Annotated in this window: 24 protein-coding genes; 18 read left to right on the top strand and 6 right to left on the bottom strand. The window is 72.1% G+C overall.

Annotated features, from left to right (window positions below):
* Positions 1–154: 154 nt before the first annotated feature.
* Both ACFWGJ_RS02080 and ACFWGJ_RS02085 read right to left on the bottom strand, forming a co-directional pair.
* Positions 155–607, bottom strand: coding sequence for a GNAT family N-acetyltransferase (locus tag ACFWGJ_RS02080; protein ID WP_381832982.1), 453 nt, complete (start codon positions 605–607; stop codon positions 155–157).
* 112 nt (positions 608–719) lie between these two features.
* The gene (locus ACFWGJ_RS02085) at positions 720–1829 is read right to left on the bottom strand and encodes a sensor histidine kinase (protein WP_387320368.1); all 1110 of its coding nucleotides are present in this window, start codon (positions 1827–1829) and stop codon (positions 720–722) included.
* A gap of 317 nt (positions 1830–2146) precedes the next feature.
* On the opposite strand from ACFWGJ_RS02085, the gene ACFWGJ_RS02090 reads away from it, so the two are divergent.
* The 5 genes from ACFWGJ_RS02090 (at position 2147) to ACFWGJ_RS02110 (ending at position 4803) form a co-directional block, all read left to right on the top strand.
* Positions 2147–2530: a sortase-dependent protein gene (locus ACFWGJ_RS02090; protein WP_387320312.1), complete on the top strand. Its 384-nt coding sequence runs from the start codon at positions 2147–2149 to the stop codon at positions 2528–2530.
* Positions 2531–2565: 35 nt separating this feature from the next.
* The gene (locus ACFWGJ_RS02095; RefSeq protein WP_381834088.1) at positions 2566–3159 is read left to right on the top strand and encodes a class F sortase; all 594 of its coding nucleotides are present in this window, start codon (positions 2566–2568) and stop codon (positions 3157–3159) included.
* A 180-nt stretch (positions 3160–3339) separates the two neighbouring features.
* On the top strand, positions 3340–3831 hold the full coding sequence (locus ACFWGJ_RS02100) for an RNA polymerase sigma factor (RefSeq protein WP_387320313.1): 492 nt from the start codon (positions 3340–3342) through the stop codon (positions 3829–3831).
* A complete protein-coding gene (locus ACFWGJ_RS02105) occupies positions 3815–4327 on the top strand; it encodes a hypothetical protein (RefSeq protein WP_387320315.1) in 513 nt (170 codons plus the stop codon). Before ACFWGJ_RS02100 ends, ACFWGJ_RS02105 begins: the two co-directional genes overlap by 17 nt.
* A gap of 242 nt (positions 4328–4569) precedes the next feature.
* A complete protein-coding gene (locus ACFWGJ_RS02110) occupies positions 4570–4803 on the top strand; it encodes a hypothetical protein (protein ID WP_387320316.1) in 234 nt (77 codons plus the stop codon).
* 55 nt (positions 4804–4858) lie between these two features.
* Here ACFWGJ_RS02110 and ACFWGJ_RS02115 read toward each other — a convergent pair whose 3' ends face one another.
* The gene (locus ACFWGJ_RS02115; protein ID WP_387320318.1) at positions 4859–5227 is read right to left on the bottom strand and encodes a PLD nuclease N-terminal domain-containing protein; all 369 of its coding nucleotides are present in this window, start codon (positions 5225–5227) and stop codon (positions 4859–4861) included.
* Between the two features lie 124 nt (positions 5228–5351).
* Between ACFWGJ_RS02115 and ACFWGJ_RS02120 the strand changes: the two genes are divergently transcribed.
* From ACFWGJ_RS02120 to ACFWGJ_RS02160, 9 genes are all read left to right on the top strand, one after another.
* Positions 5352–6812 carry a menaquinone biosynthesis decarboxylase gene (locus ACFWGJ_RS02120; RefSeq protein WP_387320319.1) on the top strand — a complete coding sequence of 487 codons (1461 nt, stop codon included), beginning with the start codon at positions 5352–5354 and terminating at the stop codon, positions 6810–6812.
* Positions 6809–7711 carry a menaquinone biosynthesis prenyltransferase MqnP gene (mqnP, locus tag ACFWGJ_RS02125; protein ID WP_387320321.1) on the top strand — a complete coding sequence of 301 codons (903 nt, stop codon included), beginning with the start codon at positions 6809–6811 and terminating at the stop codon, positions 7709–7711. Before ACFWGJ_RS02120 ends, mqnP begins: the two co-directional genes overlap by 4 nt.
* Positions 7712–7864: 153 nt before the next feature.
* Complete coding sequence (locus ACFWGJ_RS02130; protein ID WP_387320322.1) at positions 7865–8539, top strand: UbiX family flavin prenyltransferase; 675 nt, start codon at positions 7865–7867, stop codon at positions 8537–8539.
* A 55-nt stretch (positions 8540–8594) separates the two neighbouring features.
* The gene (locus tag ACFWGJ_RS02135; RefSeq protein ID WP_210881899.1) at positions 8595–9053 is read left to right on the top strand and encodes an Lrp/AsnC family transcriptional regulator; all 459 of its coding nucleotides are present in this window, start codon (positions 8595–8597) and stop codon (positions 9051–9053) included.
* Positions 9054–9117: 64 nt separating this feature from the next.
* Positions 9118–10281, top strand: a complete 1164-nt coding sequence (mqnE, locus tag ACFWGJ_RS02140) for an aminofutalosine synthase MqnE (protein ID WP_107020871.1) — start codon at positions 9118–9120, stop codon at positions 10279–10281.
* Between the two features lie 301 nt (positions 10282–10582).
* The gene (locus ACFWGJ_RS02145) at positions 10583–11161 is read left to right on the top strand and encodes a hypothetical protein (protein ID WP_387320369.1); all 579 of its coding nucleotides are present in this window, start codon (positions 10583–10585) and stop codon (positions 11159–11161) included.
* A gap of 137 nt (positions 11162–11298) precedes the next feature.
* On the top strand, positions 11299–11832 hold the full coding sequence (locus tag ACFWGJ_RS02150; protein WP_387320325.1) for a GNAT family N-acetyltransferase: 534 nt from the start codon (positions 11299–11301) through the stop codon (positions 11830–11832).
* Between the two features lie 108 nt (positions 11833–11940).
* On the top strand, positions 11941–12291 hold the full coding sequence (locus ACFWGJ_RS02155; protein WP_381832940.1) for a DUF4229 domain-containing protein: 351 nt from the start codon (positions 11941–11943) through the stop codon (positions 12289–12291).
* Between the two features lie 83 nt (positions 12292–12374).
* Positions 12375–13049 carry a TetR/AcrR family transcriptional regulator gene (locus ACFWGJ_RS02160; RefSeq protein ID WP_381832943.1) on the top strand — a complete coding sequence of 225 codons (675 nt, stop codon included), beginning with the start codon at positions 12375–12377 and terminating at the stop codon, positions 13047–13049.
* Here the strand turns inward: ACFWGJ_RS02160 and ACFWGJ_RS02165 are convergent, their stop codons facing one another.
* A complete protein-coding gene (locus ACFWGJ_RS02165) occupies positions 13050–13946 on the bottom strand; it encodes a MaoC/PaaZ C-terminal domain-containing protein (RefSeq protein WP_387320327.1) in 897 nt (298 codons plus the stop codon).
* 607 nt (positions 13947–14553) lie between these two features.
* Complete coding sequence (locus ACFWGJ_RS02170; RefSeq protein WP_387320328.1) at positions 14554–15894, bottom strand: 3-oxoacyl-ACP reductase; 1341 nt, start codon at positions 15892–15894, stop codon at positions 14554–14556.
* Between the two features lie 225 nt (positions 15895–16119).
* Here ACFWGJ_RS02170 and ACFWGJ_RS02175 point away from each other — a divergent pair, with 225 nt between their 5' ends.
* Both ACFWGJ_RS02175 and ACFWGJ_RS02180 read left to right on the top strand, forming a co-directional pair.
* Positions 16120–17391 carry an acetyl-CoA C-acetyltransferase gene (locus ACFWGJ_RS02175; RefSeq protein ID WP_387320330.1) on the top strand — a complete coding sequence of 424 codons (1272 nt, stop codon included), beginning with the start codon at positions 16120–16122 and terminating at the stop codon, positions 17389–17391.
* A 251-nt stretch (positions 17392–17642) separates the two neighbouring features.
* Positions 17643–19559 (top strand): AMP-dependent synthetase/ligase, encoded by a 1917-nt coding sequence (locus tag ACFWGJ_RS02180; RefSeq protein WP_387320331.1) that lies wholly within the window; start codon positions 17643–17645, stop codon positions 19557–19559.
* A gap of 165 nt (positions 19560–19724) precedes the next feature.
* Here the strand turns inward: ACFWGJ_RS02180 and ACFWGJ_RS02185 are convergent, their stop codons facing one another.
* The gene (locus tag ACFWGJ_RS02185; RefSeq protein WP_033319512.1) at positions 19725–19928 is read right to left on the bottom strand and encodes a cold-shock protein; all 204 of its coding nucleotides are present in this window, start codon (positions 19926–19928) and stop codon (positions 19725–19727) included.
* 371 nt (positions 19929–20299) lie between these two features.
* Between ACFWGJ_RS02185 and ACFWGJ_RS02190 the strand changes: the two genes are divergently transcribed.
* Both ACFWGJ_RS02190 and ACFWGJ_RS02195 read left to right on the top strand, forming a co-directional pair.
* Positions 20300–21181, top strand: coding sequence for a menaquinone biosynthetic enzyme MqnA/MqnD family protein (locus tag ACFWGJ_RS02190; RefSeq protein WP_387320333.1), 882 nt, complete (start codon positions 20300–20302; stop codon positions 21179–21181).
* A 175-nt stretch (positions 21182–21356) separates the two neighbouring features.
* Positions 21357–23264 (top strand): protein kinase, encoded by a 1908-nt coding sequence (locus ACFWGJ_RS02195; RefSeq protein WP_387320334.1) that lies wholly within the window; start codon positions 21357–21359, stop codon positions 23262–23264.
* Positions 23265–23284: the final 20 nt, after the last annotated feature.

The raw sequence follows: 23284 nt of genomic DNA on the forward strand, positions 1-23284 counted from the left end.
CCAGGGGCGCGGGGAACGGCGCGAGCTTTTGGTCTTTAGGGGCGCGGGGAACTGCGCAGGCTTGTGGTTTTTTGGGGGCGCGGGGAACTGCGCGGCCCACCCCCACCGGCCCGCAGGTGAACGCGGTGTTTGAGGGGCGCGGGGAACGGCGCGGTCAGCCCCCACTCAGCCGCAGATCGATCCACAGGTCGCTGCCACCCGGCAGGGTGTAGCGGTCGAACTCGGCATACCCGTGGGCCAGCGCGAACCGCAACCCCTCCGCGTTGGCGGCCAGCACGACGGTCTCGACCGTCGTGGCGCCGAGCGCGCGGGCCAGCGCCAGCCCCCGTACGTGGAGCCGCTCGCCGAACCCCCGGCGGCGATGGCCGGGGAGCACGCGGGCGATCACGGTGGCCGCGGCCCCTTCGCCCTCCGGCGGCCGGACCGTCGTACAGCCCACCAGTACGCCGTCGAGGTACGCCACCTCCAGGTGGTACCGCCCGGCCCGGTCGCGGACCTCGGCCAAGGACAGCGCGGCCGGCGGGACGATCACGTTGTGGACGTGCCGCCAGTCCTCCAGAGCGCCCTCGGAGACGGCGTCGACGTGCTCGATACGAAGGTCGGTCATCACAGCAGGCAAGCGCGTGGGCCGACAACGCGTCAACCGGGTTGATGCCGTTGCCCCTCCGGCGGGGATCCGGCGGGGGTCCGGCGAGGACGAGGTGATCGATGTCGGCGGCTCAGTCGGTTGTGGGGGGCAGGCGCAGGCGGACTCCGTAGCCGCCGTCGGCCGTGGGGCCGGCCTCGAAGGAGCCCGCGAGGTTCTCCGCCCGTTCGCCGAGGCCTATCAACCCGACCCGTGAGCCGGGCAGTTCGAGTACGGGGCGGGTCGGTGGGGTGTTGATGACGGTGACGCCCAGTCCGTCGCCGCCGTGCCACAGGCATACCGTCGTGGTGGCGCCGGGCGCGTGCTTGCGTACGTTCGTCAGGGCCTCCTGCACGGTCCGGTAGACCGCGCGCTCGGCCGGTGCCCCGATGCCGGACGGCAGTTCGCCCCTCAGCGTCACCTCGATACCGCTGGAGTCGATCAGCTGCCGGAGGTCGGCCAGGGTCGGCTGCGCCGCCGGTTCGGGCGTACGGCCGCCCGAGGCACGTAACAGCGCGACCATGTGCCGCAGTTCGTCGAGGGTGGTCACGCTCAGCCCGCGGATCGCACGGGCGGCCTCGCGTGTCTCGGCGTCCTTCGCGCCCACCTGGAGAGCCCCGGCCCGTACGGCGATGAGGCTGACCTGGTGGGAGACGACATCGTGCATCTCCCGCGCCAGCTGAGCCCGTTCGCGGGCCACGACGCTCTGCGCGTGCATGAGGCGCTCGTGCTCCCGGGCCTCCTCGACCTCGGCAAGCCGGTCGGCGGCGTCACGGCTGGCCTGCACCAACTGGCCCAGGAAGACCGGCGCGGCGGCCGTCGCCAGGAGATAGACGAAGTCCACGAACGTCCAGAAGCGGTCGTCCCGCGTGTACTCCGACAGCGGCCACGGCAGCGCGGAGGCCAGCGCCGACGCGATGGCGCAGCCGACGAGCAGCCGCCGGTCCCGGCTGCGTTCGGCGAGGGTGTAGAGGGCGGCGAGCGGGACCACCACGACCGACGAGAACAGCGCGGCGGGCAGTGACAGCAGGAACACCGCCAGGGGGAAGCGCCGCCGCACGACGAGCGCGGCGCAGGCGGCGGCCGAGAGGGCCAGTTCGAGCGGGTTGTAGTCGTCGAGCTGGAGTCCCACGTCCACGGCCGCGAGGGCGGCGAGCAGGGCGTCGGCCGGTATGGCTCTCACGTATGCGGCTCCGGCGGACACGGCCTTCACGGGGTTGCGGACCGGTGCCTCGTCGTCCCCTGCTGCCTGAACCCGGATCACGCGCGTTTCGCTCCTCCCCGCCCGGCCGCCCTGCCGCCCCGTCCCCGAGGCGCCCCCGGCCAGGCCCGCCGAATGCCGGCCAAGCCTAGAGCGAGGCGGCAGGCGGTGGGGCTGGTGTGTGCCGGTGCCGTACCCGTTCGAGGACTTTGCCTGCTCTTTACAACCCGGTCCGCCGCTGCCTCGTCTCTCCGCTCGCCATCCGCAACGCAGCCGTCCGCCGTACCACCGTGCGGACGGACCGATGAGAGAGAGCACACATGCGCCGAACTGTCCTCAGCGCCCTGGCACTCGCGTGCACCGCCGTGCTGGCGAGCACGGTGCCCGCGTTCGCCGACGGGTCGTCCCCGAGCCCCGTCCCCGCCTCGGCGAAGCCGAGCGCCGAACCGACGAAGGCCCCGGCCCCGGCCGAGAGCAAGCCGGCCACCGAGCCGAGCACCGCGCCCACCGAGGCGCCGTCCAAGGCACCCTCGGACGCCGAGGTGTCCGCCGTACCGAGCGGAGCGCCCGACACCGGTGAGGTGTCGACCGGTTCGACGTCCGGCGGCGAGAGCGGTCTGATCGGCGGGGGCGCCGCCGCGGCGGTCGCGCTGGGCGGCGCGGCCGTCTACGTCGTACGCCGCCGTCGGGCGACCGGGGCGTGACTTGGCCGTCCAGGCGCGCCTTCGTCACCGCGGCGATGGCCACCCTGCTCGTGGGCTGCGGCGGAGGAGGGGGTGGCGTGCGCGACGGCGCCGTCACCGACCGCGGCCGCGAGAGTTCGGCACCGCCCGCGAGCTCCGCCGGGAAGAACGTGCGCGCCCTCGCCCGCTCGGTGCCCGTCGGGCTGCGTATCCCGGCCATCGGGGTCGACACCCCGGTCATGAAGCTGGGGCTCGCCCCGGACGGCAGCGTCGAGGTGCCTCCGGTCGAGGCCGGCGACCGGGCGGGCTGGTACCGCCATTCGCCGACGCCCGGCCAGGTCGGCCCGTCGGTGATCCTCGGCCATGTCACGGTCGGCAGGTACGGGGACGGCGTGTTCCTCGATCTCAAGCGGCTGCGGCGGGGCGACCGGATCGAGGCGCGGCTGGAGAACGGCACGGCGGCGGAGTTCACCGTCAGCGAGGTACGGACGGTCGCGCAGGCGCGGTTCCCGACCAAGGACGTGTACGGGGACGTGGGCCGGCCCGAGCTGCGGCTCATCACGTGCGGCGGCCCCCGCAGCGGTGACGGCTACCGCGACAGCGTGATCGTCTTCGCGGAGCTGAGTCAGAGCGGCCCGGGGGGTTCCTGACCCGCGCCACCCGCGCCGCCCACGCCACCCGCGCCGCCCACGCCGAAGTCACACCACCAGTATCACCAGTACCACCCGCACCACCCGCACCCCTGAATCCCGGGCCGTCGGAACCGTACGCCGACGGTCCGGGATCCTTCCGGGTGCACGACCCCTACAGTCGTCACGACCTGGAGAGCGTTGAAACGGTCCCGCGAGCAGGCAGCGTCCGAGCTGTTCGCCGCCCTCTACCCGCGCCTCGCCGGCTGGTGCCGCCGACTGGTCGACGACGACGAGACGGCCCACGAGATCGCCTCGGAGGCGTTCACCCGGCTCTGGGCCCGCTGGACCGCCGTGGCCGAACCCCGCGGCTTCCTCTACGTGACCGCGGCGAACATCGTCCGGGACCACTGGCGCAAACTGGAGCGCGAACGCAGGGCGGTGCGCCGTGCGACGGCCGAGGCCGCCGTCCGCCCGGAGACCGAACAGGCGGACCCGTCGGTGCGCCTGCTCGTACAGTCGCTGCCGGAACGGCTGCGCGTCCCGATCCTGCTGCACTACTACGCCGACATGCCGATCCGGGAGGTGTCCGTGCTGACCGGGCGCAAGGAAGGAACCGTCAAGGCCGATCTCCACGCGGCCCGTGAACTGCTCCGCGCCCATCTGAGGAGAAGCGTTGATCACACACTCTGACGACGGCCCGGACTTCGAACCCGACGATCCCCTCGCCGTCATCCTGCGGCCCGCCTCCGACTACCTCGGCCCGCCCCCCGGCCGGTACGAGGCGATCCGGCGCGGCGCGGCCCGGCGCCGGCTGCTCCGTGCCGCGGCCGGGGCCGGCCTGCTGTGCGCCGTCACGGCGCTCGTGGCCCTGCCGGTGCGGCTGGCGGCGCCCGACCGGCCCGTGACCCCGACGGTCCCCCTCGCCCCGCCGTCCACGAGCGGTCCTCCTGCGGCCTCGCCCACGCCGTCGCCGTCGACCGGGGCCGGTGAGTCCGACAGGCCCACCCCGGCGGCCGAGGCCACCGAGGCGCCCCCGGCCGCGAGCCCCGACGCGTCGACCGGTCCGTCCGCGGCGGCCCCCAGCAAGCCGCCCGCGGACTCGTCGGCACCCGTCGCGGTACCGACCGAGAAGCCGACGACGGAACCGACGCCGACCCCGAAGTCACCTTCCAAGAGCCCTCAGTGACGGTATGTCAGGCGTGGTGCGGTGGACGCCGGGTGCCGGGCGCCGGCCGCATGCCCGGGGTGGGGCTGGCCCCACCCCGGGTCTGGTAGGTCGCTTCATGGCGACGGCGGGCGGACGGCGGCAGAGTTGAACTCAGGAAGTCCAAGGGGAAGTTCGGTCCGAACTTCAACCAAGAACTTCAACCGCGAACTGAAGCCAGGAACCTCGACCGACAGCCGCCCCGCCGCCCGGAAGGAACCGCCATGAACATCTCCACGACCTCCGGTCCGATCACCGGCCTCGCGACCACTGCCGTCGTGACCGATGTCCGCGCGACCCCCGAGAGCGAACTCGCCCCGCTGCTCGCCGCCTGGGACGACGCGCACTCCGGCGCCTGCGACGATCACGATCTCGAATGGCGGCACCTGCTGGACGAGATGGCCCACCCCCGGACCACGCAGGCGTTCTACCGGCTGGCCGCGTCCGCCGGGAGCTGATCCCGGCGCGGCCCCCGGCGCCCGCCCCCGGTCAGGACTTCGCTCAAGATTTCGGTCAGGACTTCGGCGGAGCGGCGTCCTCGGGACCCTCGCCGCCGGTGTCGTCCTTGCCGCTGCCCCTCCCGTCGCGTTCGCCCTTGTCCTTGCCGTCGTCCTTGTTCTCGTCCCTGAGGGACTTGAGGAAGTCGGGGTTGTCGTCGGGCGCGACCCAGCCGCCCCGGCGGGACGAGGAGGCGTCACGCGGGGTGCGGACCCGGCCGACGATCAGCCAGGAGATCGAGCCGACGAGCGGGAACAGCAGCACGAGGATCGCCCAGAGCGGCTTCGGGATGTAGCGGACGTCCTTCTCATCGGTCGTGATGCAGTCGATGAAGGCGTAGATGCTGAGTGCCAGCGGCACCAGGATCATCAGCACCCGAAGCATGCGGTGGTTCCCCCTGCTGTGGAGACGCGTACGGAGACGGGTCCGGAAGAACCCGTGGCCGTCGGGGCCGGTCGAGCGGCCCCCCTTACAGGACCAGCGTAGCGAGTAGCCGATACTGGGACGCATGGCTTACGACGATCTTCGCTCCCTGCTCCGGGCGCTGGAGCGCGAGGGCGACCTCCAGCGCATCAAGGCCGAGGTGGACCCGTACCTGGAGGTCGGGGAGATCGTCGACCGCGTCCAGAAGGCGGGCGGCCCCGCGCTGCTCTTCGAGAACGTGCGCGGCTCGGCGATGCCGCTGGCGATGAACGTCTTCGGGACGGACCGCCGCCTGCTCAAGGCGCTCGGCCTGAAGTCGTACGCCGAGATCAGCGAGAAGATCGGCGGACTGCTGAAACCCGAGCTGCCGCAGGGCTTCGTCGGGGTGCGCGAGGCCTTCGGGAAGCTCGGCGCCATGACGCACGTACCGCCGAAGAAGGTGAAGTCGGACAACGCCCCTGTCCAGGAGGTCGTGCTCACCGGCGACGACGTCGACCTCGACCTGCTGCCGGCGCTCTTCACCTGGCCGCAGGACGGCGGGTCCTTCTTCAATCTCGGGCTGACCCACACCAAGGACCCCGAGTCCGGCATCCGCAACCTCGGGCTCTACCGCCTGCAGCGCCACGACAAGCGCACCATCGGCATGCACTGGCAGATCCACAAGGACAGCCGCAACCACTACGCGGTGGCCGCGCGCCGCGGCGAGCGGCTGCCGGTCGCGATCGCCTTCGGCTGCCCGCCGGCCGTGACGTACGCCTCCACCGCGCCGCTGCCCGGAGACATCGACGAGTACCTCTTCGCCGGGTTCCTCCAGGGCAAGCGGATCGAGATGGTCGACTGCAAGACGGTGCCGCTCCAGGTGCCCGCGCAGGCCGAGGTCGTCATCGAGGGCTGGCTGGAGCCGGGCGAGATGCTTCCCGAGGGCCCCTTCGGCGACCACACCGGCTTCTACACACCGCAGGAACCGTTCCCGGCGCTCACCATCGACTGCGTCACGATGCGCAAGCGTCCGCTGATCCAGTCGATCGTGGTCGGCCGCCCGCCCACGGAGGACGGTCCGCTGGGCCGCGCGACGGAACGCTTCTTCCTCCCGCTCCTCAAGATCATCGTGCCGGACATCGTGGACTACCACCTCCCCGAGGCGGGCGGTTTCCACAACTGCGCGATCGTCGCGATCGACAAGAAGTACCCGAAGCACGCCCAGAAGGTGATGCACGCCGTCTGGGGCGCCCACATGATGTCCCTGACCAAACTGATCGTGATCGTCGACTCCGACTGCGACGTCCACGACCTGCACGAGGTCGCGTGGCGCGCGCTGGGCAACACGGACTACTCCCGCGACCTCACCGTGGTCGAGGGCCCGGTCGACCACCTCGACCATGCCTCCTACCAGCAGTTCTGGGGCGGCAAGGCGGGCATCGACGCCACACGCAAGTGGCCCGAGGAGGGCTACACACGCGACGGCGGCTGGCCCGAGATGGTCCTCTCGGACCCGGATACGGCGGCGAAGGTCGACCGCCGCTGGAAGGAGTACGGACTCTCGTGAGCAGCGCATCAGCGGCGATCCCGCAGCCCGGGCGCACGAAGGCGTTCCTGCGGCTCGTCATGATCGAGCACTCCGTCTTCGCGCTGCCGTTCGCGTACATCGCGGCGCTGACGGCGATGTTCCTGACGGACGGCAACATCCAGTGGGGCCGGCTGCTCCTCGTCACCGTGGCGATGGTCGGGCTGCGGACCTTCGCGATGGCCGTGAACCGGATCATCGACCGGGAGATCGACGCCCGCAATCCCCGTACGGCCCAGCGTGAGCTGGTCACCGGCGCGATGTCGGTCAAGCACGCCTGGACGGGCGCGCTGGTGGCCCTCGTGTTCTTCCTCGGCGCGGCGGCCCTGCTCAACCCGCTCTGTCTGGCGCTGGCCCCCGTCGCGGTGATCCCGATGGTGGTCTACCCGTACGGCAAGCGGTTCACGAACTTTCCGCAGGCCATCCTGGGTCTCGCCCAGGCGATGGGCCCGATCGGCGGCTGGCTGGCGATCACCGGCGAGTGGTCGTGGGACGCCGTGATCCTCGGCCTCGCGGTCGGCATCTGGATCGGCGGCTTCGACCTGATCTACGCCTGCCAGGACGTGCGCACGGACCGCGAGGTCGGCGTGAAGTCGGTCCCGGCGCGCTTCGGCGTACCGGCCGCGATCTGGGGCGCGCGCGGCTGCCACGCCGTGACGACCGGCCTCCTGGTCTGGTACGCGCTGGCCACCGACGCGGAGATCTTTTTCTGGCTGGGACTGCTGATCGTGGCAGCCGCCTTCCTGTACGAGCACACGATCGTCCGCCCGACCGACCTGTCCCGGCTGAACCGGGCGTTCTTCCAGGTCAACGGATTCATCGGCATCGCCCTGTTCGCGTGCGCGCTGCTGGACCTGCTGGTGCGGGGCCTCACGGTCTGACCGGCGGCACGTTTCGGCCCGGCCCGCGCCGGCCCGGCGGGCGCGGGCTTTCCCGACGGGAGCGGGGGCGTCGGCGCACCGCCCGGCCGCCCGTGGGCCCGAAGGCGCGCCACCGGTCCTGAGCCGGTGGCGTCGCGCCGGTAGGCTCAAGGTGTGAACGCAGGAGAAACAGAGCGTCGGCCTTGGATCGTGGGGGTCTCCGGCGCGTCCGGAACGCCGTATGCCGCCGCCGTGCTGCGTGCTCTCCTCGCGGCCGGTGAGAGCGTCGACCTCGTCGTCTCCCGGGCCTCGCGGCTCACCCTGCTCGACGAGACCGGGATCAGTTTCCGGGACGCCCACTGGCAGGACGACCTGCGGGAGTGGCTCGGCCGGGGGGCCGACGGCAAGCCCGGCACGTTCGCGGTGGACGTCGACGCCGTACGGCACTGGAGCGCGGGGGACCTGGCGGCGGGGCCGTCCTCCGGTTCGTACCCTTCGAAGGGCATGCTCATCGTGCCCGCCTCCACCGCCTGTGTCGCCGGGGTCGCGCTCGGCCTCTCCAAGGACCTGCTGCAGCGCGCCGCGAGCGTCGTCCTCAAGGAGCGGCGCAAGCTGGTCGTCGCCGTCAGGGAGACCCCGCTGAACGGGCAGACGCTGCGGCACCTGGTGACCCTCGACGACGCGGGCGCGACCGTACTGCCGGCGTCCCCGGCGTTCTACGCGGGGGCCACGCACATCCAGGACCTGGTGGACTTCGTCGCCGGGCGCGCGCTGGACGCGGCGGGCGTCGGGCACACGCTCTACCGCCGCTGGGAGGGCGAACTCGGCGGCGGCTCCCGCACCACCTGAACACAGCGCTACCCACTCATACTTCAGGAACTTTCAGCGGAAGGCTATCGATCGCATGGACGCGGTGGACAGGCAGCTCATCCAGGCTCTCAGGGAGAACGGCCGGGCCTCCTACGCGGAGCTGGGACGCCTCGTCGGACTGTCGGGGCCCAGCGTCACCGACCGCATCAACCGCCTGGAGGCGGCCGGTGTCATCACCGGCTACCGCGCGACGGTCGACTCGGCCTCGCTCGGACTCGGCGTCATCGCCCTCATCGGCATCTCCCTCTCCGACGCCGCCGACCACGAGGACGTGGCACGCCGGATGAAGGACCTCGGCGAGATCGAGGACTGCTGGTTCATCGCCGGCGACGACTCCTACATGCTCAAGGTCCGCGCGTCCGACGTGGACGGCCTGGAGCGGACCATCCGCCGGCTGTCCGGGACGAAGGGCGTCTCCAGGACCCGTACCACCATCGTGCTCTCCACGAAGTGGGAGAACCGGGTGGGCGAGCTGCCCGAGGAGGAGCAGTAGGGGCGCCGGAGTACGGTTGAGCGGTTGACACGAATAGGCGCAGGTCACAAGGAGAGGTACACGCATGGACGTCGGGCTCAAGCGCGAGCTGGAGGACAAGGTCCGGGCCGGTGAGCGGCTGACCCGCGAGGACGGCATCGCGCTCTACGAGTCGGACGACCTGGCCTGGCTGGGCGGGCTCGCCCACGAGGTGCGCACCCGCAAGAACGGTGACGTCGTCCACTTCAACGTCAACCGCCACCTCAACATGACGAACGTGTGCACCGCGTCGTGCGCCTACTGCTCGTTCCAGCGCAAGCCGGGCGAGAAGGACGCGTACACGATGCGTATCGAGGAGGCGGTCAAGCTCGCCAAGGCGATGGAGGGCGAGAACCTCACCGAACTGCACATCGTCAACGGGCTCCACCCGAACCTGCCGTGGCGCTACTACCCGCGGTCCTTGAGTGAACTGAAGAAGGCCCTTCCGAACGTCTCCCTGAAGGCCTTCACCGCCACCGAGATCCACCACTTCGAGACGATCTCCGGGCTCAGCGCCTCCGAGATCCTCGACGAGCTGATCGACGCGGGCCTCGAATCCCTCACCGGCGGCGGCGCGGAGATCTTCGACTGGGAGGTCCGCCAGCACATCGTCGACCACCGCACCCACTGGGAGGACTGGTCGCGCATCCACCGCCTCGCGCACGAGAAGGGTCTCAAGACCCCGTGCACGATGCTGTACGGGCACATCGAGGAGCCCCGCCACCGGGTCGACCACGTCCTGCGGCTGCGTGAGCTGCAGGACGAGACCGGCGGTTTCCAGGTCTTCATCCCGCTGCGCTACCAGCACGACTTCGTCGACATGAAGGACGGGAAGGTACGCAATCGGCTGCAGGCCCGTACGCAGATGGCGACCGGCGCGGAGGCCCTGAAGACCTTCGCGGTCTCGCGGCTGCTCTTCGACAACGTGCCGCACGTCAAGGTCTTCTGGGTCATGCACGGCGTCCAGACCGCGCAGCTCGCGCTGCAGCACGGCGCGGACGACATGGACGGGTCGGTCGTCGAGTACAAGATCACGCACGACGCGGACAACTACGGCACGCCGAACAAGCTCACGCGTGAGGATCTGCTCGACCTGATCCGCGATGCGGGGTTCCGGCCGGTGGAGCGCAACACCCGGTACGAGATCATTCGCGAGTACGAGGCCGCACCCGCGGGGCGGCGGGAGTCGCCCCAGCCCATGCGGTTCTGATTTCTGGCCGGCGCCGACCCTGGGGGCTGCTCCGCCGACCCTGGGGGCTGCCGCCCCCAGGCCCCCGCCCAGCCCCTCGCCTCCGCGTTCTTCTGCGGGTGCGTGAGGGCTGGGCGCGCCGTTCCCCGCGCCCCTGAGGGGCGAAAAGATTGCGCCGTTCCCTACGTCCTTTCGATGAGATAGAACGTTCGGTCTTGACAGTGGCCGCCGGCTGCCTTTAGCTGTGATGTGACCGAACGTCCTCCCTCATCTCTGTGACGTCTTGAAAGGCATTGCTGTGGACACCTCCGTGAACTCCCCCGTGGACCCCTTCGTCGGGACCGCCCCCGCCTCCGCCTCCACCCCGGCCACCGTCCCCGCGGCCCTGCGCAAGCTGTACTTCGTGCGCTTCGCCTTCGCCGCGGTGTGGGCCGCCCTGCTGTTCACGAGTGCCGACACGCTGGGGCCGGTGAGCGTGACGCTGCTCCTGCTGTACCCCCTGTTCGACGTGGCGGCGGCGGTCGTGGACCTCCGGGCCGCCCGGGCCAACGGCGGTAAGGCTCCGGCGCTGCTCGTGAACATCGCGATCAGCTCGCTGACCGTCATCGGCCTGGCCGTCGCCGCCACGTCCGGCATCCCGGCCGTCCTGCGGGTCTGGGGAGCCTGGGCCGTCGTCTCGGGCATCGTGCAGCTCGTCGCGGGCGCCCTCCGCCGGAAGCTGGGCGGCCAGTGGCCGATGATCGTCAGCGGCGCCATCTCGACCCTCGCGGGCTCGTCCTTCATCGCCTCGGCCGCCGGCGACGACGCCTCGCTGTCGAGCCTCGCCGGTTACGCCTTCCTCGGCGGCCTCTTCTTCCTGGCCTCGGCGCTCCGTCTGGGCCGCGCCCGCGACGCGGTGTGACCCCGACCTCGCCCGCGGCGGCGGTGAGGGTCGCGCGACGGTCGCGAGAGGGTGGTGCGAGGTCGCGTGCGGGGTCGCGCGGCCCTCGTCACGGCAGCCACTTGAGTCACGGGCCAGGTAATAAGTAATCTGCCCTCATGGCCCTTACGTTCGAGCTCGACCCCTCCGTCGGCCCCGCCCTGCGGGACGGCATCACCGACCTGTGGGCCGACGTGTCCAATGCGGGCGGCTCCGTCGGCTTCGTACCGCCCGTCTCGCGCGAGACCGTACGGCCGGAGCTCGTGAAGCACTTCGTCGCGATGGCCGAGGGCCGCACCCGGCTCCTGGTCGGCCGCGACGAGGACGGAACCGTCGCGGCGACCGCCTTCCTCACCCACAACACCCACCGCCTGATGACGCACTGGCTGTGGCTGTACACGGTGATGGTGCACCCGAGACACCAGGGCAAGGGCTACGGCCGTGACCTGCTCACGGCCGCCGCCGACGCCGCCCGCGGTCTCGACGGCATAGAGGCGATACGGCTCACCTGCCGGGGCGGTGAGGGCCTGGAGCGGTTCTACGGATCGTGCGGCTACAAGGAGGTCGGCCGCGTACCGGACGCGATCAGGGTGTCGCCGGGCGACGACCGGGACGACGTCACGATGCTGCTGTCCCTGGGCCGCGTCGACTGAGGCCGGCGGGGGCGCGTACCCCGGTACCCCCCTACAAGATCGCGGCCCGCGCGTGCTTCACTGGACGGTGCCCTTTGGGAACGTTCGGAACGGGAAGAGTGGATTGAGATGCTCCGCTACACACTGATGCGCCTGGGGATCTTCGTGGGCTGCCTCGTGGTCGTCTGGGGCCTCGTCTACTCCGGCGTCGCTCCGCGCGGCCTCGGCGACTCGAACGGCATGTGGGTCGTCATGCTCGCCCTGGTCGTCTCGGCGCCCATCAGCTTCGTGGTGCTGCGCAAGGAGCGCGACCGCGCCTCGATCCAGGTCGTCCAGCGCGTCGACCGTATGAAGTCCAACCTGGAGGCGAACCGCAACCAGGAGGACGAGGCGGCCGACGCGGCCTCGGTCACGACGTCCGGCGAGACGCCGGGCGAGGTGTCCGGCGACGTGTCCGGCGCCCGGAGCCGGACGGCCTGAAGGCGACGGCGGGCCGCACCCCGGCTCCGCTGCGACGCCACCTCGCCCCGGCGCGACCGCCCGCAGAACATACTCTTTCCTGTATGGGTGCAGTGAAGAGCAAGCGGATGCCCCGTGCCGTGCGCGAACAGCAGATGCTGGACGCCGCCGTACGGACCTTCGGGCAGCGGGGCTACCGGGCCGCCTCGATGGACGAGATCGCCGATCTGGCGGGCGTGTCCAAGCCGTTGGTCTACCTGTACCTGAACAGCAAGGAAGACCTCTTCACCGCGTGCATCCGGCGTGAGGCCGCCGCGCTCACCGCGGCCGTACGCGCCGGAGTCCGGCCCGAGCTGCCCGCCGACCGCCAACTCTGGGAAGGCCTGCGGGCGTTCTTCACACACACCGCGCAGAACCCGGACGGCTGGGCGGTGCTGCACCGTCAGGCGCGTACGCACGGGGAGCCCTTCGCCGCCGAGATCACCTCGATGCGCGAGGAGATCGTGGCGTTCGTCACCCAGCTGATCGTGGTCGCCGCGCGGGAGGCCCACCGCGACCCCTCCCTGCCCGAGCGTGAGGTCGCGGGCCTCGCGGAAGCCCTCGTCGGCGCCGCGGAATCCCTCGCCGCCTGGGCCAACGCCACCCCGGGAGTCTCCGCCCGGCAGGCCGCCGCGACCCTGATGAACTTCGCGTGGGCGGGCCTGGGCGACCTGATGGAGGGGCAGCCGTGGGCGCAGGCCCCGGAGACCGCACCCGCACCGGAGGGCGCTGCGCCCTGATCAGGTGAGCGGCAGCACTTCCCCCGTCAGATGCAGCCGGCCGCCGTCGGCCCCGCGCAGCTCGAAACGGCTGCTGCCCGCCCCGTACGACACCGTGCCCGGCAGCAGCACCGGTGCCTTGAACTCCGCCCGGATACGGGCCGCTTGGGGTGTGCCGCGTTCGGCGAGGCAGCGCGCCACGGTCCACATGCCGTGCGCGACGGTCCGGGGGAAGCCGAACATGCGGGCGGTGAGGGGGTGGAGGTGGATCGGATTGCGGTCCCCGGACGCGGACCCGTACCGCCGTCCGACGTCCTGCGCGAGACGCCACTCGGCGAGCACGGGCAGCGGCTCGGGCTCCGCCGCGGCGGCCCGCTCGGCAGCGCGTCCGTCTTCCGCGGGCCGCGCGACGGCGTGCCGTGCCAGATACGTACTGCGGGACTCCCACACGAGGTCGCCGGCCGCCCGTACCTCGGTCGTGACGACGGCCTCCGTCCCGCGCCTGTGGGGCACCAAGGCGTCGACGCTCACGGCGAGTTCGTACTCGCCGGTGGCCGTGAGCGCCCGGTGCCGGGTGATCCCGATGGACGTGTGCACCAGCCCGAGCAGCGGCAGCGGGAACGTCCGCGCGCTCATCAGCCGCATGGCCGCGGGGAAGCCGAGCACGTGCGGGTAGGTCGGGGGCAGCTCGTCCGCCCCCACGCCGAACCCGCAGGCGCGCTCGTACGCGGCGAGCCTGCCGAGGTCCACCCGGACGCCGGGGAGGATCAGCCGGGTGCGGGGTGCGGTGATCCCGGTCCGAGGGCGCTTGAACGGGGAGAGCGCCGCTCCCCGGGCGAGCAGGGGCCACAACGCCGGCGACCGCCCGAGGGTCCGCGTCCGGGTCCCGCCGTTCCCGACATCCACCAGGTCAGCCATGTCCAACTCTCCTCTTCCGCAACGGGGTTGTGCTCGGGGGCCACTGTCGGGTGCGGGCCCGGCGGGGGCCGGCCGCGCAGTTCCCCGCGCCCCTAAAAGCCAAGGGCTGCGCCCTTGAGGAACGCGGAGCACGACGCGCCGAGCCACGACGCACCCGCCCCAGACAGCGCCGCTTTTCAGGGGCGCGGGGAACGGCGCGATCAGCGACGACGCACCCGCACCCGACAACGGCCTGCTTTTCAGGGGCGCGGGGAACGGCGCGATCAGCCACGACGCACCCGCACCCGACAACGGCCTGCTTTTCAGGGGCGCGGGGAACGGCGCGATCAGCGACGACGCACCCGCCCCAGACAGCGCCGCTTTTCAGGGGCGCGGGGAACGGCGCGATCAGCCACGACGCACCCGCACCCGGCAACGGTGCTTTCAAGGGGCGCGGGGAACTGCGCGACCAGCCACAGCGCACCCGCACCCGACGACGGTGCTTTTAGGGGGCGCGGGGAACGGCGCGATCAGCCACAGCGCACCCGCACTCGACAGCGGTGCTTTCAAGGGGCGCGGGGAACTGCGCGACCAGCCCCCACCGGGCCCGCACCGTGAAACGAACCCCTCACGCCCCCAACAGACTCTGCCCGCACACCCGCACAACCTGCCCATTGACCGCCCCGGACCCCGGACTCGCGAACCACGCCGTCGTCTCGGCGACATCCACCGGCACCCCACCCTGGGAGAGGGAGTTCATCCGCCGCCCCGCCTCCCGGATGAACAACGGCACCGCGGCCGTCATCCGCGTCTCGATGAACCCGGGCGCGACGGCGTTCACGGTCACCCCGTACTCCGACAGCGCCCGCGGCCCGAGCGACCGTACGAGCCCCACGATCCCCGCCTTGGACGCCGCGTAGTTCGTCTGGCCGGCGTTCCCCGCGATCCCGGCGATGGACGCGGTCATCACGATGCGCCCGCCCGCCCGGAGCGTGCCACCGGCCAGCAGCGCGTCGGTCGTGCGCAGCACACTGCCGAGGTTGACGTCGAGCACCGAACTCCACCGCTCGGCCGGCATGTTGACCAGCCGCCGGTCCCGCGTGATGCCCGCGTTGTGGACGAGGACGTCCAGCCCTTCGGGCAGCGCGCCGGCGATCCGCGCCCCCGCGTCGTCCGCCGTGATGTCCAGCGCGAGGGCGACCCCGCCGAGCCGCCCGGCGACCGCGGCCAGGTCGGCCTCGGCGGCGGGCACGTCCAGGCACACCACCCGCGCCCCGTCCCGCGCGAGCGTCGCGGCGACGGCCTCGCCGATCCCGCGCGCGGCCCCGGTGACGAGCGCGGTCCGTCCGGCGAGCGGTGTGCCCCAGTCCGCGGGTGCCACGTTCCCGGCCTCACCGTCACCGACCTCGATCACCTGCCCGCTGACGTACGCCGACCGGGGCGAGAGCAGGAAGCGGAACGTCGACTCCGCGGCGCGCGCGTCCGTGAGCCGTACGAGGTTCACGGTCCTGCCCCGCCCGATCTCCTTGCCGAGGGACCGGACGAACCCTTCGAGGCCCTGCTGCACGGCGGCCTGGTGGTGGTCGGTGGGGTCCGGGGGCGACCCGAGCACCACGATCCGCCCGCTCTCGGCGACCGACCGGACGACGGGGTGGAGCGCCGCGTGCACTTCGGAGAGGGTGTCGACGTCACGGACGCCGGTGGCGTCGAAGACGACGGCGACCGGGTTCTCCGTGCCCAGGTCCAGTGCCGAACCGGCTGGTACGAGGTCCAGGTCCAGCCCCGCGAGGGCGAGGACGGGTGCCAGGTCGAGGTCGGATTTGCCGGCTGCGAGATGCAGCAACCGGCCCTGCAGGGAGGGGTTTTCGGCGCTCCACCGGCGTAGCCGCGCCGGCTGGGGCAGGCCGAGCCGCCGGGTCAGGAAGCGGCCGGGCGCGGTGCCGGTGAGGCTCAGATAGCGGTCGGCCATGGTTCAGCTCCCAGCTCGGTCGGATGCGCTCGGGCGCAGGCTCGCGCGGGCGCCCACTCCGTGCTTACTCTGGAGTAAGGTTACCCGAGGTAATGCTACGTCACCGTGAGGGAGCAGGTCGAGATGAGCCCCGCCGAACCCAGTCGCGCACCCCGGCCGCTCCGTGCCGTCGGATCCACCCCCGCCCCTGCCCCTGGGGCCGTCCCCGCCGCCGGCCCCCTCCGTATGCCGCAGCCGCGCCCCGTCGCGGTCGTCGGCGGTACGCGCATCCCCTTCGCCCGCTCCGACGGCCCGTACGCCACCGCCTCGAACCAGGAGATGCTGACCGCGGCCCTCGACGGCCTCGTGGACCGTTACGGGCTCGAAGGGCCGGGCGCGGTCGGGGAGTTGGTGGCCGGTGCCGTGCTCAAGCACAGCCGTGACTTCAACCTCGCGCGCGAGACCGTGCTCGGTTCGCGGCTCGACGCCCGCACCCCCGCGTACGACATCCAGCAGGCCTGCGGCACCGGTCTGCAGGCCGTCGTCGCGGCGGCCAACAAGATCACGCTCGGGCAGACCGAGTCCGCCGTCGCGGGCGGCGCGGACACGGCCAGCGACGCCCCGCTCGGCGTCAACGACCAGCTGCGGCGCATCCTCCTCGAAGCCCGCCGCGCGAAGTCGGCGGGCGCCTGGCTGAAGGCGCTCGCCCGCGTCCGCCCCGGCCACCTCGTCCCGGAGATCCCGCGCAACGCGGAGCCGCGTACCGGACTGTCGATGGGGGAGCACGCGGCGGTCACCGCCCGGACGTGGGCCGTCACCCGCGAGGCGCAGGACGAACTGGCGGCAGCCAGCCACCAGCGGCTCGCCGCCGCCTACGAACGCGGCTTCTTCGACGACCTGGTCGTGCCCTTCCGCGGGCTGGCGCGGGACCAGAACCTCCGCCCCGGCTCGACGGTCGCCAAGCTGGCCGCGCTCAAGCCCGTGTTCGGCGTCCGGGGCCCCAACCCCACCATGACGGCCGGTAATTCGACGCCCCTGACCGACGGCGCGGCCACCGTGCTCCTCGCGAGCGACGCGTGGGCGTCGCAGCGCGGCCTGACGCCCCTCGCGTATCTGACGGCGTACGAGACGGCGGCCGTCGACTTCGTGGCGGGGGACGTGGCCGGCGGTGAGGACGGGCTGCTCATGGCGCCCGCCCACGCGGTGCCGCGCATGCTGGAGCGGGCCGGGCTAGGCCTCGACGACTTCGACTTCGTGGAGGTGCACGAGGCGTTCGCGTCGCAGGTGCTCGCCACCCTGGCGGCCTGGGAGAAGCAGGGCCTCGGCCAGGTCGACCGGGCCCGCCTCAACGTGGCGGGCTCGTCCCTGGCGACCGGCCACCCCTTCGCGGCCACCGGGGCGAGGATCGTGGCGACCCTGGCGAAGCTGCTCGCGGAGCGCCAGGGCCCCGGCCGCGGCCTGATCTCGATCTGCGCGGCGGGCGGCCATGGCGTGACGGCGATCCTCGAACGCCCGTGAGGCCTGCGCGGGGACGCCCGCAAGGCCCGTAAGACGCCCGTAAGGCGCCCGTGAGACGGCGGGCGTGCGCCCGGCCGCGCGCCCCGCCAGGTGCGACGCCCATCCATGCCCACACCTTCGGCAAAAGATGAACAGCCGTCCGAACGCGCACCAACCTCTCACTCTTGTGCACACAAGCCCCCCAGTTTCCTGGGTGAACCTGCCCCTTCACGGGTCCGTAATGGGAGCAGTACGAGAGTAAGGAGCCGCCCGTGTCCCGCGATCCCTCATCCCGCCCCCAGCCCGCCCTGCCGGAACCCGAGGTCAGGCGGCTGGACGGGGTCGTGCGAGAGGTCTCGGTCCCGCCGCTGATCCTCCCCGTGACACACGGCTCGCTCGCGGACATCCCGTTCGACAACGCGGACCAGGTGCCGAACGCCCCGGTGCTCAGCCGCAAGGGCCCCGACGGCCGCTGGCAGGACGTCACGGCGGCCGAGTTCGCCGAGCAGGTGCTCGCGGTCGCCAAGGGGCTGATCGCCGAGGGCCTGATGCCCGGCGACCGGCTCGCGATCATGGCGCGTACGACGTACGAGTGGACGCTGCTGGACTTCGCCGCGTGGGCCGCGGGCCTGGTGACCGTCCCCGTCTACCCGACCTCGTCCGTCTTCCAGACGCGCTGGATCCTCCAGGACTCGGGCGCGGTGGCGATCGCCGTCGAGCATGTGTCGCAGGCCGCCGCGCTCGGCCCCGAACGCGACCGGCTGCCCGACGTCCAGCACGTGTGGATCTTCGAGAAGGGGCACACGGACCGGCTCGCCGAGCTGGGCCGGGGCGTCCCCGACCAGGAGGTCGCCGTGCGCCGCGGGGTCCTCGGCCCCGACTCGCTGGCCACGGTCATGTACACCTCCGGCACCACCGGGCGCCCCAAGGGCTGCGCGCTGACCCACGGCAACTTCTTCGCCGAGGTCGACAACGCCGTCGAACTGCTCCACCCCGTCTTCAAGTCCACCTTCAAGGAGCCCGCGTCCACGCTCCTGTACCTCCCGCTCTCCCACGTCTTCGGCCGGATGGTCGCCGTCGCGTGCATGCGCGCCCGGGTACGCCTCGGCCACGCGCCGAGCATCCGTACGGAGGAACTCCTCGCGGACCTCGCGGGCTTCAGCCCGACCTTCCTGCTGGCCATCCCGTACGTGCTGGAGAAGGTCTACAACAGCGGCCGCGCGACCGCCGAGAGGATGGGCCGCGCCGCCTCCTTCGACCGCGCCGCCCGGGTGGCCCGCGGCTACGGGGAGGCGCTGGAGGCCCAGCAGCACGGCACCGGCCCCGGACCGAGCGCGAAACTCAGAGCGGCCCGCGCCCTCTACGACCCCCTCGTCTACCGCCGTATCCGCGCGGCCCTCGGCGGCAAGGTCCGCCAGGTGGTCTGCGGCGGCTCCCCCCTCGGCCGCCGCCTCGCCTCCTTCTACGCGGGCGCCGGCATCCAGGTGTACGAGGGCTACGGCCTCACCGAGACGACGGCCGCGGCGACCCTCACCTACCCGCACCGGCCGCGCCTCGGCACGGTCGGCTGGCCGCTGCCCGGCACCCGGGTGCGGATAGCCCAGGACGGCGAGGTCCTGCTGAACGGCAACCAGGTGTTCCGCGGCTACTGGGACCCGCAGGCGGGCGGACTGGTCCCGGCCGCCCAGGACGGCTGGTTCGCCACCGGCGACATCGGCGAGCTGGACGACGACGGCTATCTCACGATCACCGGCCGCAAGCGGGACATCCTGATCACCACCAGCGGCAAGAACGTCGCCCCCGCGCCACTGGAGGACTGGCTCCGCGCGCACCCCCTCATCAGCCAGTGCGTGGTCATCGGCGACAACCGCCCGTACGTCACCGCGCTGGTCACCCTGGACGGCGAGGGCATGGCCCACTGGTGCCGGATGACCGGCCGCGCGGAGGTCCCGCCGGCCACGCTGGCCACCGACCCCGACCTGCTCACCGTGCTCCAGCGGGCGATCGACGACGCCAACCGCCTGGTCTCCCGCGCGGAATCGATCCGCCGCTTCACGGTCCTCCCCCTCAACTTCACGGAGACGGCCGGCCACCTGACCCCGACGATGAAACTCCGCCGGGCGGTGGTGACCCGGGAGTTCGCCGGGGAGATCGAGGAGATGTACGACGGGGCACTCGGCAGCGAGTAGCCGGCAGGGAGGAAGCGGGGGAGCGCGAGGAGCGCGAGGGGATACGGGGGCGCGAGGGGAAAAAGGCAGGAGCCCCTTCACCTGACGGTGTGGGGCTCCTTGGGTCTTGCTTCTAGGTTCCGGATCAGAGTGTCGGGCTCGGGGAGCCCGGACTCAGCCGAAGGATCAGACGGGGGTGACGTTCTCCGCCTGCGGGCCCTTCGGACCCTGGGTCACGTCGAAGGTAACCGCCTGGTTCTCTTCGAGGGAGCGGAATCCGCTCGCGTTGATCGCGGAGTAGTGGACGAAGACGTCCGGGCCGCCGCCTTCCTGGGCAATGAAACCAAAGCCCTTTTCGGCGTTGAACCACTTCACGGTTCCGGTAGCCATAAGCCCTCCTTGGGCCCAAAGGGTTGCCCTGCTCCAGAACCTGCAAGGTGTAAACAAAAGCTTGTGAACAAAACCTTGTAAACAACTGCATTCGTCTGAAAACGACGAGAGCCCGCGGTCACATGCTCCGCAGGCTCTGTACTGCAAGGGAAACCAAACTGCAACTTGCGGACGACCTTACCCAGGAGGGCAGCCGAAAGCAATAGAGGGCAAGATCACGTCACCCGGAAGTTTGGCGGGCCCGCCGAAGGGGCTGACGTAGCGGTATCACTCGGTGTCACAGGGGTTGACACGGGAGGCCGGGACGGTTTCGTACACCGCTCGGGCACCCTGGATCCTGCACCGTACCGCATGGGGGCTAGCCTCGCGATGTGGACAATTCTCCTGAGTCTCCCGAGGGGCGTCCCGACGCCCGCCGCTCACGGCCGCGCGTCGGCCACATCCAGTTCCTGAACTGCCTGCCCCTGTACTGGGGGCTCGCGAGAACGGGCACGCTGCTCGACTTCGAACTCACCAAGGACACCCCGGAGAAGCTCAGCGAGCAGCTCGTACGGGGCGATCTGGACATCGGGCCCATCACCCTCGTCGAGTTCCTCAAGCACGCCGACGAGCTGGTCGCCTTCCCCGACATCGCGGTCGGCTGCGACGGCCCCGTGATGTCCTGCGTGATCGTCTCCCAGGTCCCCCTGGACCAGCTGGACGGCGCCCGGGTCGCCCTCGGCTCGACCTCGCGTACGTCCGTACGCCTCGCGCAGCTCCTCCTGTCGGAGCGGTACGGCGTCGAGCCGTCCTACTACACCTGCCCGCCCGACCTCAGCCTGATGATGCAGGAGGCCGACGCGGCGGTGCTGATCGGCGATGCCGCCCTGCGCGCCAATCTGCTGGACGGCCCGCGCTACGGCCTCCAGGTGCACGACCTCGGTGCCCTGTGGAAGGAGTGGACGGGCCTGCCCTTCGTCTTCGCGGTCTGGGCCGCCCGCCGCGACTACCTGGAACGCGAGCCGGTCCTCACCCGCAAGGTGCACGAGGCCTTCCTCGCCTCCCGCGACCTGTCCCTGGAGGAGGTCGGCAAGGTCGCCGAGCAGGCGGCCCGCTGGGAGGCCTTCGACGAGAGCGTCCTGGAGCGCTACTTCACGACGCTCGACTTCCGCTTCGGCGCGCCGCAGCTGGAGGCGGTCACGGAGTTCGCGCGCCGGGTCGGGCCGACGACCGGTTTCCCGGCGGACGTGAAGGTCGACCTGCTGGAGCCGTGAGCCGCGGCCCCGGCCGTCCGGCCCCGTACCCTCCGGCCCCGAGCTGCCGGGCCGCGAGTGCGCGGGGCGCGCGGCACTACCCTGCTGGAGTGCGTGCGGCTCGTCCGGGGGACACACCCGGGGGACGGCAGACACACGTGCACGGGTTTACGGGGGACGGGGGAGGTGCGGACGCATGCGGCCGCTCGATGTCGATGAACCCACGGTGGTGGGGCCCTACCGGCTGCTCGGCCGGCTCGGCTCTGGCGGGATGGGCCGCGTCTACCTGGGCCGCAGCGCGGGCGGCCGTACCGTCGCGGTCAAGATCGTGCACCCGCACTTCGCGCTGGACGAGGAGTTCCGCGCCCGGTTCCGCCGCGAGGTGGAGGCGGCGCGGCGGGTGGGCGGCGCGTACACGGCCCCCGTCCTCGACGCCGACCCGGACGCCCGGATCCCGTGGGTGGCGACCGGTTACGCCGCGGGCCCCACGCTGACCGCCGCGGTCACCGGCACCGGCGCCCTCGCGGACCACTCGGTACGGGTCCTCGGCGCCGGGCTCGCCGAGGCGCTGACCGCCGTGCACGGCCTGGGCCTGGTCCACCGCGACGTCAAACCGTCGAACGTGCTGCTGACCCTCGACGGCCCCCTCCTCATCGACTTCGGCATCGCCCGCGCGACCGACGGCACGGCGTCCCTCACCTCGACGGGCGTCTCCATCGGCTCGCCCGGCTACATGTCGCCCGAGCAGATCCTCGGCAAGGGCGTCACCGGCGCGGCCGACGTCTTCTCGCTCGGCGCGGTCCTGGCGTACGCGGCGACGGGCTCGTCCCCCTTTCCCGGCGACTCCTCGGCCGCCCTGCTCTACAAGGTGGTCCACGAGGAGCCCGAACTGGGCGCGCTCACCGGCGAGTTGCGCGAGCTGGTGGCCGGCTGCCTCGCCAAGGACCCGTCGGCCCGCCCCTCCCCGGCGGCCCTCGCGACCGCACTGGCCCCGGAAGGCGCGGCCCGGCTGGTGGCGGCGGGCTGGCTGCCCGGCCCCCTGGTGGAACAGGTCAGCCGCAGCGCCGTACGCCTGCTGAACCTGGAGGTGGCGGACGGGGCGGCGGAGGCGGCGCCGTCGGGGGTGGTGGACTTCAGCAGGCCTTCGGTGGACAGCCCTGCGGAGGGCAACTCTTCGGAGGGCAGTCCTGTGGAGGGCAGTCCTGCGGAGGCCGGCCCTTCGCCGGCCGGTGCGGCGGGGGAGGGAGGGGTCTCCGGGGCGCCCGGGGCTCCTGGGGTTCCCGGGGCTCCTGGGGTTCCCGAGGTGCCCGGGGTATTCGGCCCGCCGGACCCCTCGTACGCGTCCCACTCGCCCTCGCCCTCCCCGTACTCGCCCTACGTCCCCGGTTCTCACAACGGGCCGCACACCCCGTACCCGGGCGCCGCCCCCACGTACGTACCGGAACCGAGGGACGCCGACGGCTCGCCCGCTCCTTCCCCCGCCCCCGGCAAGGTGTCCGTCAGCGTGGCCGCGACCTCCGTGCCGGGCGCGGGCGGCCGGGGACGCAGGCTGAGCTGCACGGTCGCGCTGGCGGTGGCCGGGGCGCTGGCGGCGGTGACGTTCGGCTCGGTGTTCGTGTTCGACCTGCTGCCGGGCGCCGACTCGGGCGACAGCAGCGACTCGGGGGCCGCCGGGAAACCGCCCGCGGCCAGCGCGGGACCCTCGACCGGGGGCAGTGCCACCCCCAGTACCGCCCCCACCGGCGGTGAGGGCGCGATCCCCACGTCGTACCTCGGCACCTGGGAGGGCGACGGCTTCGCCCTCGACGGCAACCTCCCCATGGGCACCTTCCGGGTGACGGTCGGTCAGGCCGCGAAGGGCGAACGGCTCGGCACGTTCCGCCAGACCGACCTCATCGGCGGCACCTGCGACACCGACCTCTACCTCAAGAAGGTGACGGCCGGACAGCTGACCGCCACGAGCGTGGCCAAGCCGTCCACCACGTCCGAGTGCACGACGGGCCGCCACGAGGTCCGCCTGATCCCGGCCGGCGACGACCTGCGCTACGAGACGGACAACGCGGACGCGGGGGATCCGGTGGCTCGGATGTCGAAGGTGGGGTAGCGGGGGCGGCTGAAACGGCG

Source organism: Streptomyces sp. NPDC060205, from assembly GCF_042728395.1.
GTDB lineage: Bacteria > Actinomycetota > Actinomycetes > Streptomycetales > Streptomycetaceae > Streptomyces.

What these genes read in the sequence shown, in the direction of transcription:
- ACFWGJ_RS02120 (WP_387320319.1), top strand. Translation starts at nt 5,352, where the DNA reads ATGGCTTACGACGATCTTCGCTCCCTGCTCCGGGCGCTGGAGCGCGAG.
- ACFWGJ_RS02170 (WP_387320328.1), bottom strand. Translation starts at nt 15,894, where the DNA reads ATGGCCGACCGCTATCTGAGCCTCACCGGCACCGCGCCCGGCCGCTTC.
- ACFWGJ_RS02115 (WP_387320318.1), bottom strand. Translation starts at nt 5,227, where the DNA reads ATGCTTCGGGTGCTGATGATCCTGGTGCCGCTGGCACTCAGCATCTAC.
- ACFWGJ_RS02185 (WP_033319512.1), bottom strand. Translation starts at nt 19,928, where the DNA reads ATGGCTACCGGAACCGTGAAGTGGTTCAACGCCGAAAAGGGCTTTGGT.
- ACFWGJ_RS02150 (WP_387320325.1), top strand. Translation starts at nt 11,299, where the DNA reads ATGGCCCTTACGTTCGAGCTCGACCCCTCCGTCGGCCCCGCCCTGCGG.
- ACFWGJ_RS02095 (WP_381834088.1), top strand. Translation starts at nt 2,566, where the DNA reads ATGGCCACCCTGCTCGTGGGCTGCGGCGGAGGAGGGGGTGGCGTGCGC.
- ACFWGJ_RS02165 (WP_387320327.1), bottom strand. Translation starts at nt 13,946, where the DNA reads ATGGCTGACCTGGTGGATGTCGGGAACGGCGGGACCCGGACGCGGACC.
- mqnE (WP_107020871.1), top strand. Translation starts at nt 9,118, where the DNA reads ATGGACGTCGGGCTCAAGCGCGAGCTGGAGGACAAGGTCCGGGCCGGT.
- ACFWGJ_RS02110 (WP_387320316.1), top strand. Translation starts at nt 4,570, where the DNA reads ATGAACATCTCCACGACCTCCGGTCCGATCACCGGCCTCGCGACCACT.
- ACFWGJ_RS02160 (WP_381832943.1), top strand. Translation starts at nt 12,375, where the DNA reads ATGGGTGCAGTGAAGAGCAAGCGGATGCCCCGTGCCGTGCGCGAACAG.
- ACFWGJ_RS02135 (WP_210881899.1), top strand. Translation starts at nt 8,595, where the DNA reads ATGGACGCGGTGGACAGGCAGCTCATCCAGGCTCTCAGGGAGAACGGC.
- ACFWGJ_RS02080 (WP_381832982.1), bottom strand. Translation starts at nt 607, where the DNA reads ATGACCGACCTTCGTATCGAGCACGTCGACGCCGTCTCCGAGGGCGCT.
- ACFWGJ_RS02090 (WP_387320312.1), top strand. Translation starts at nt 2,147, where the DNA reads ATGCGCCGAACTGTCCTCAGCGCCCTGGCACTCGCGTGCACCGCCGTG.
- ACFWGJ_RS02195 (WP_387320334.1), top strand. Translation starts at nt 21,357, where the DNA reads ATGCGGCCGCTCGATGTCGATGAACCCACGGTGGTGGGGCCCTACCGG.
- ACFWGJ_RS02175 (WP_387320330.1), top strand. Translation starts at nt 16,120, where the DNA reads ATGCCGCAGCCGCGCCCCGTCGCGGTCGTCGGCGGTACGCGCATCCCC.
- ACFWGJ_RS02155 (WP_381832940.1), top strand. Translation starts at nt 11,941, where the DNA reads ATGCTCCGCTACACACTGATGCGCCTGGGGATCTTCGTGGGCTGCCTC.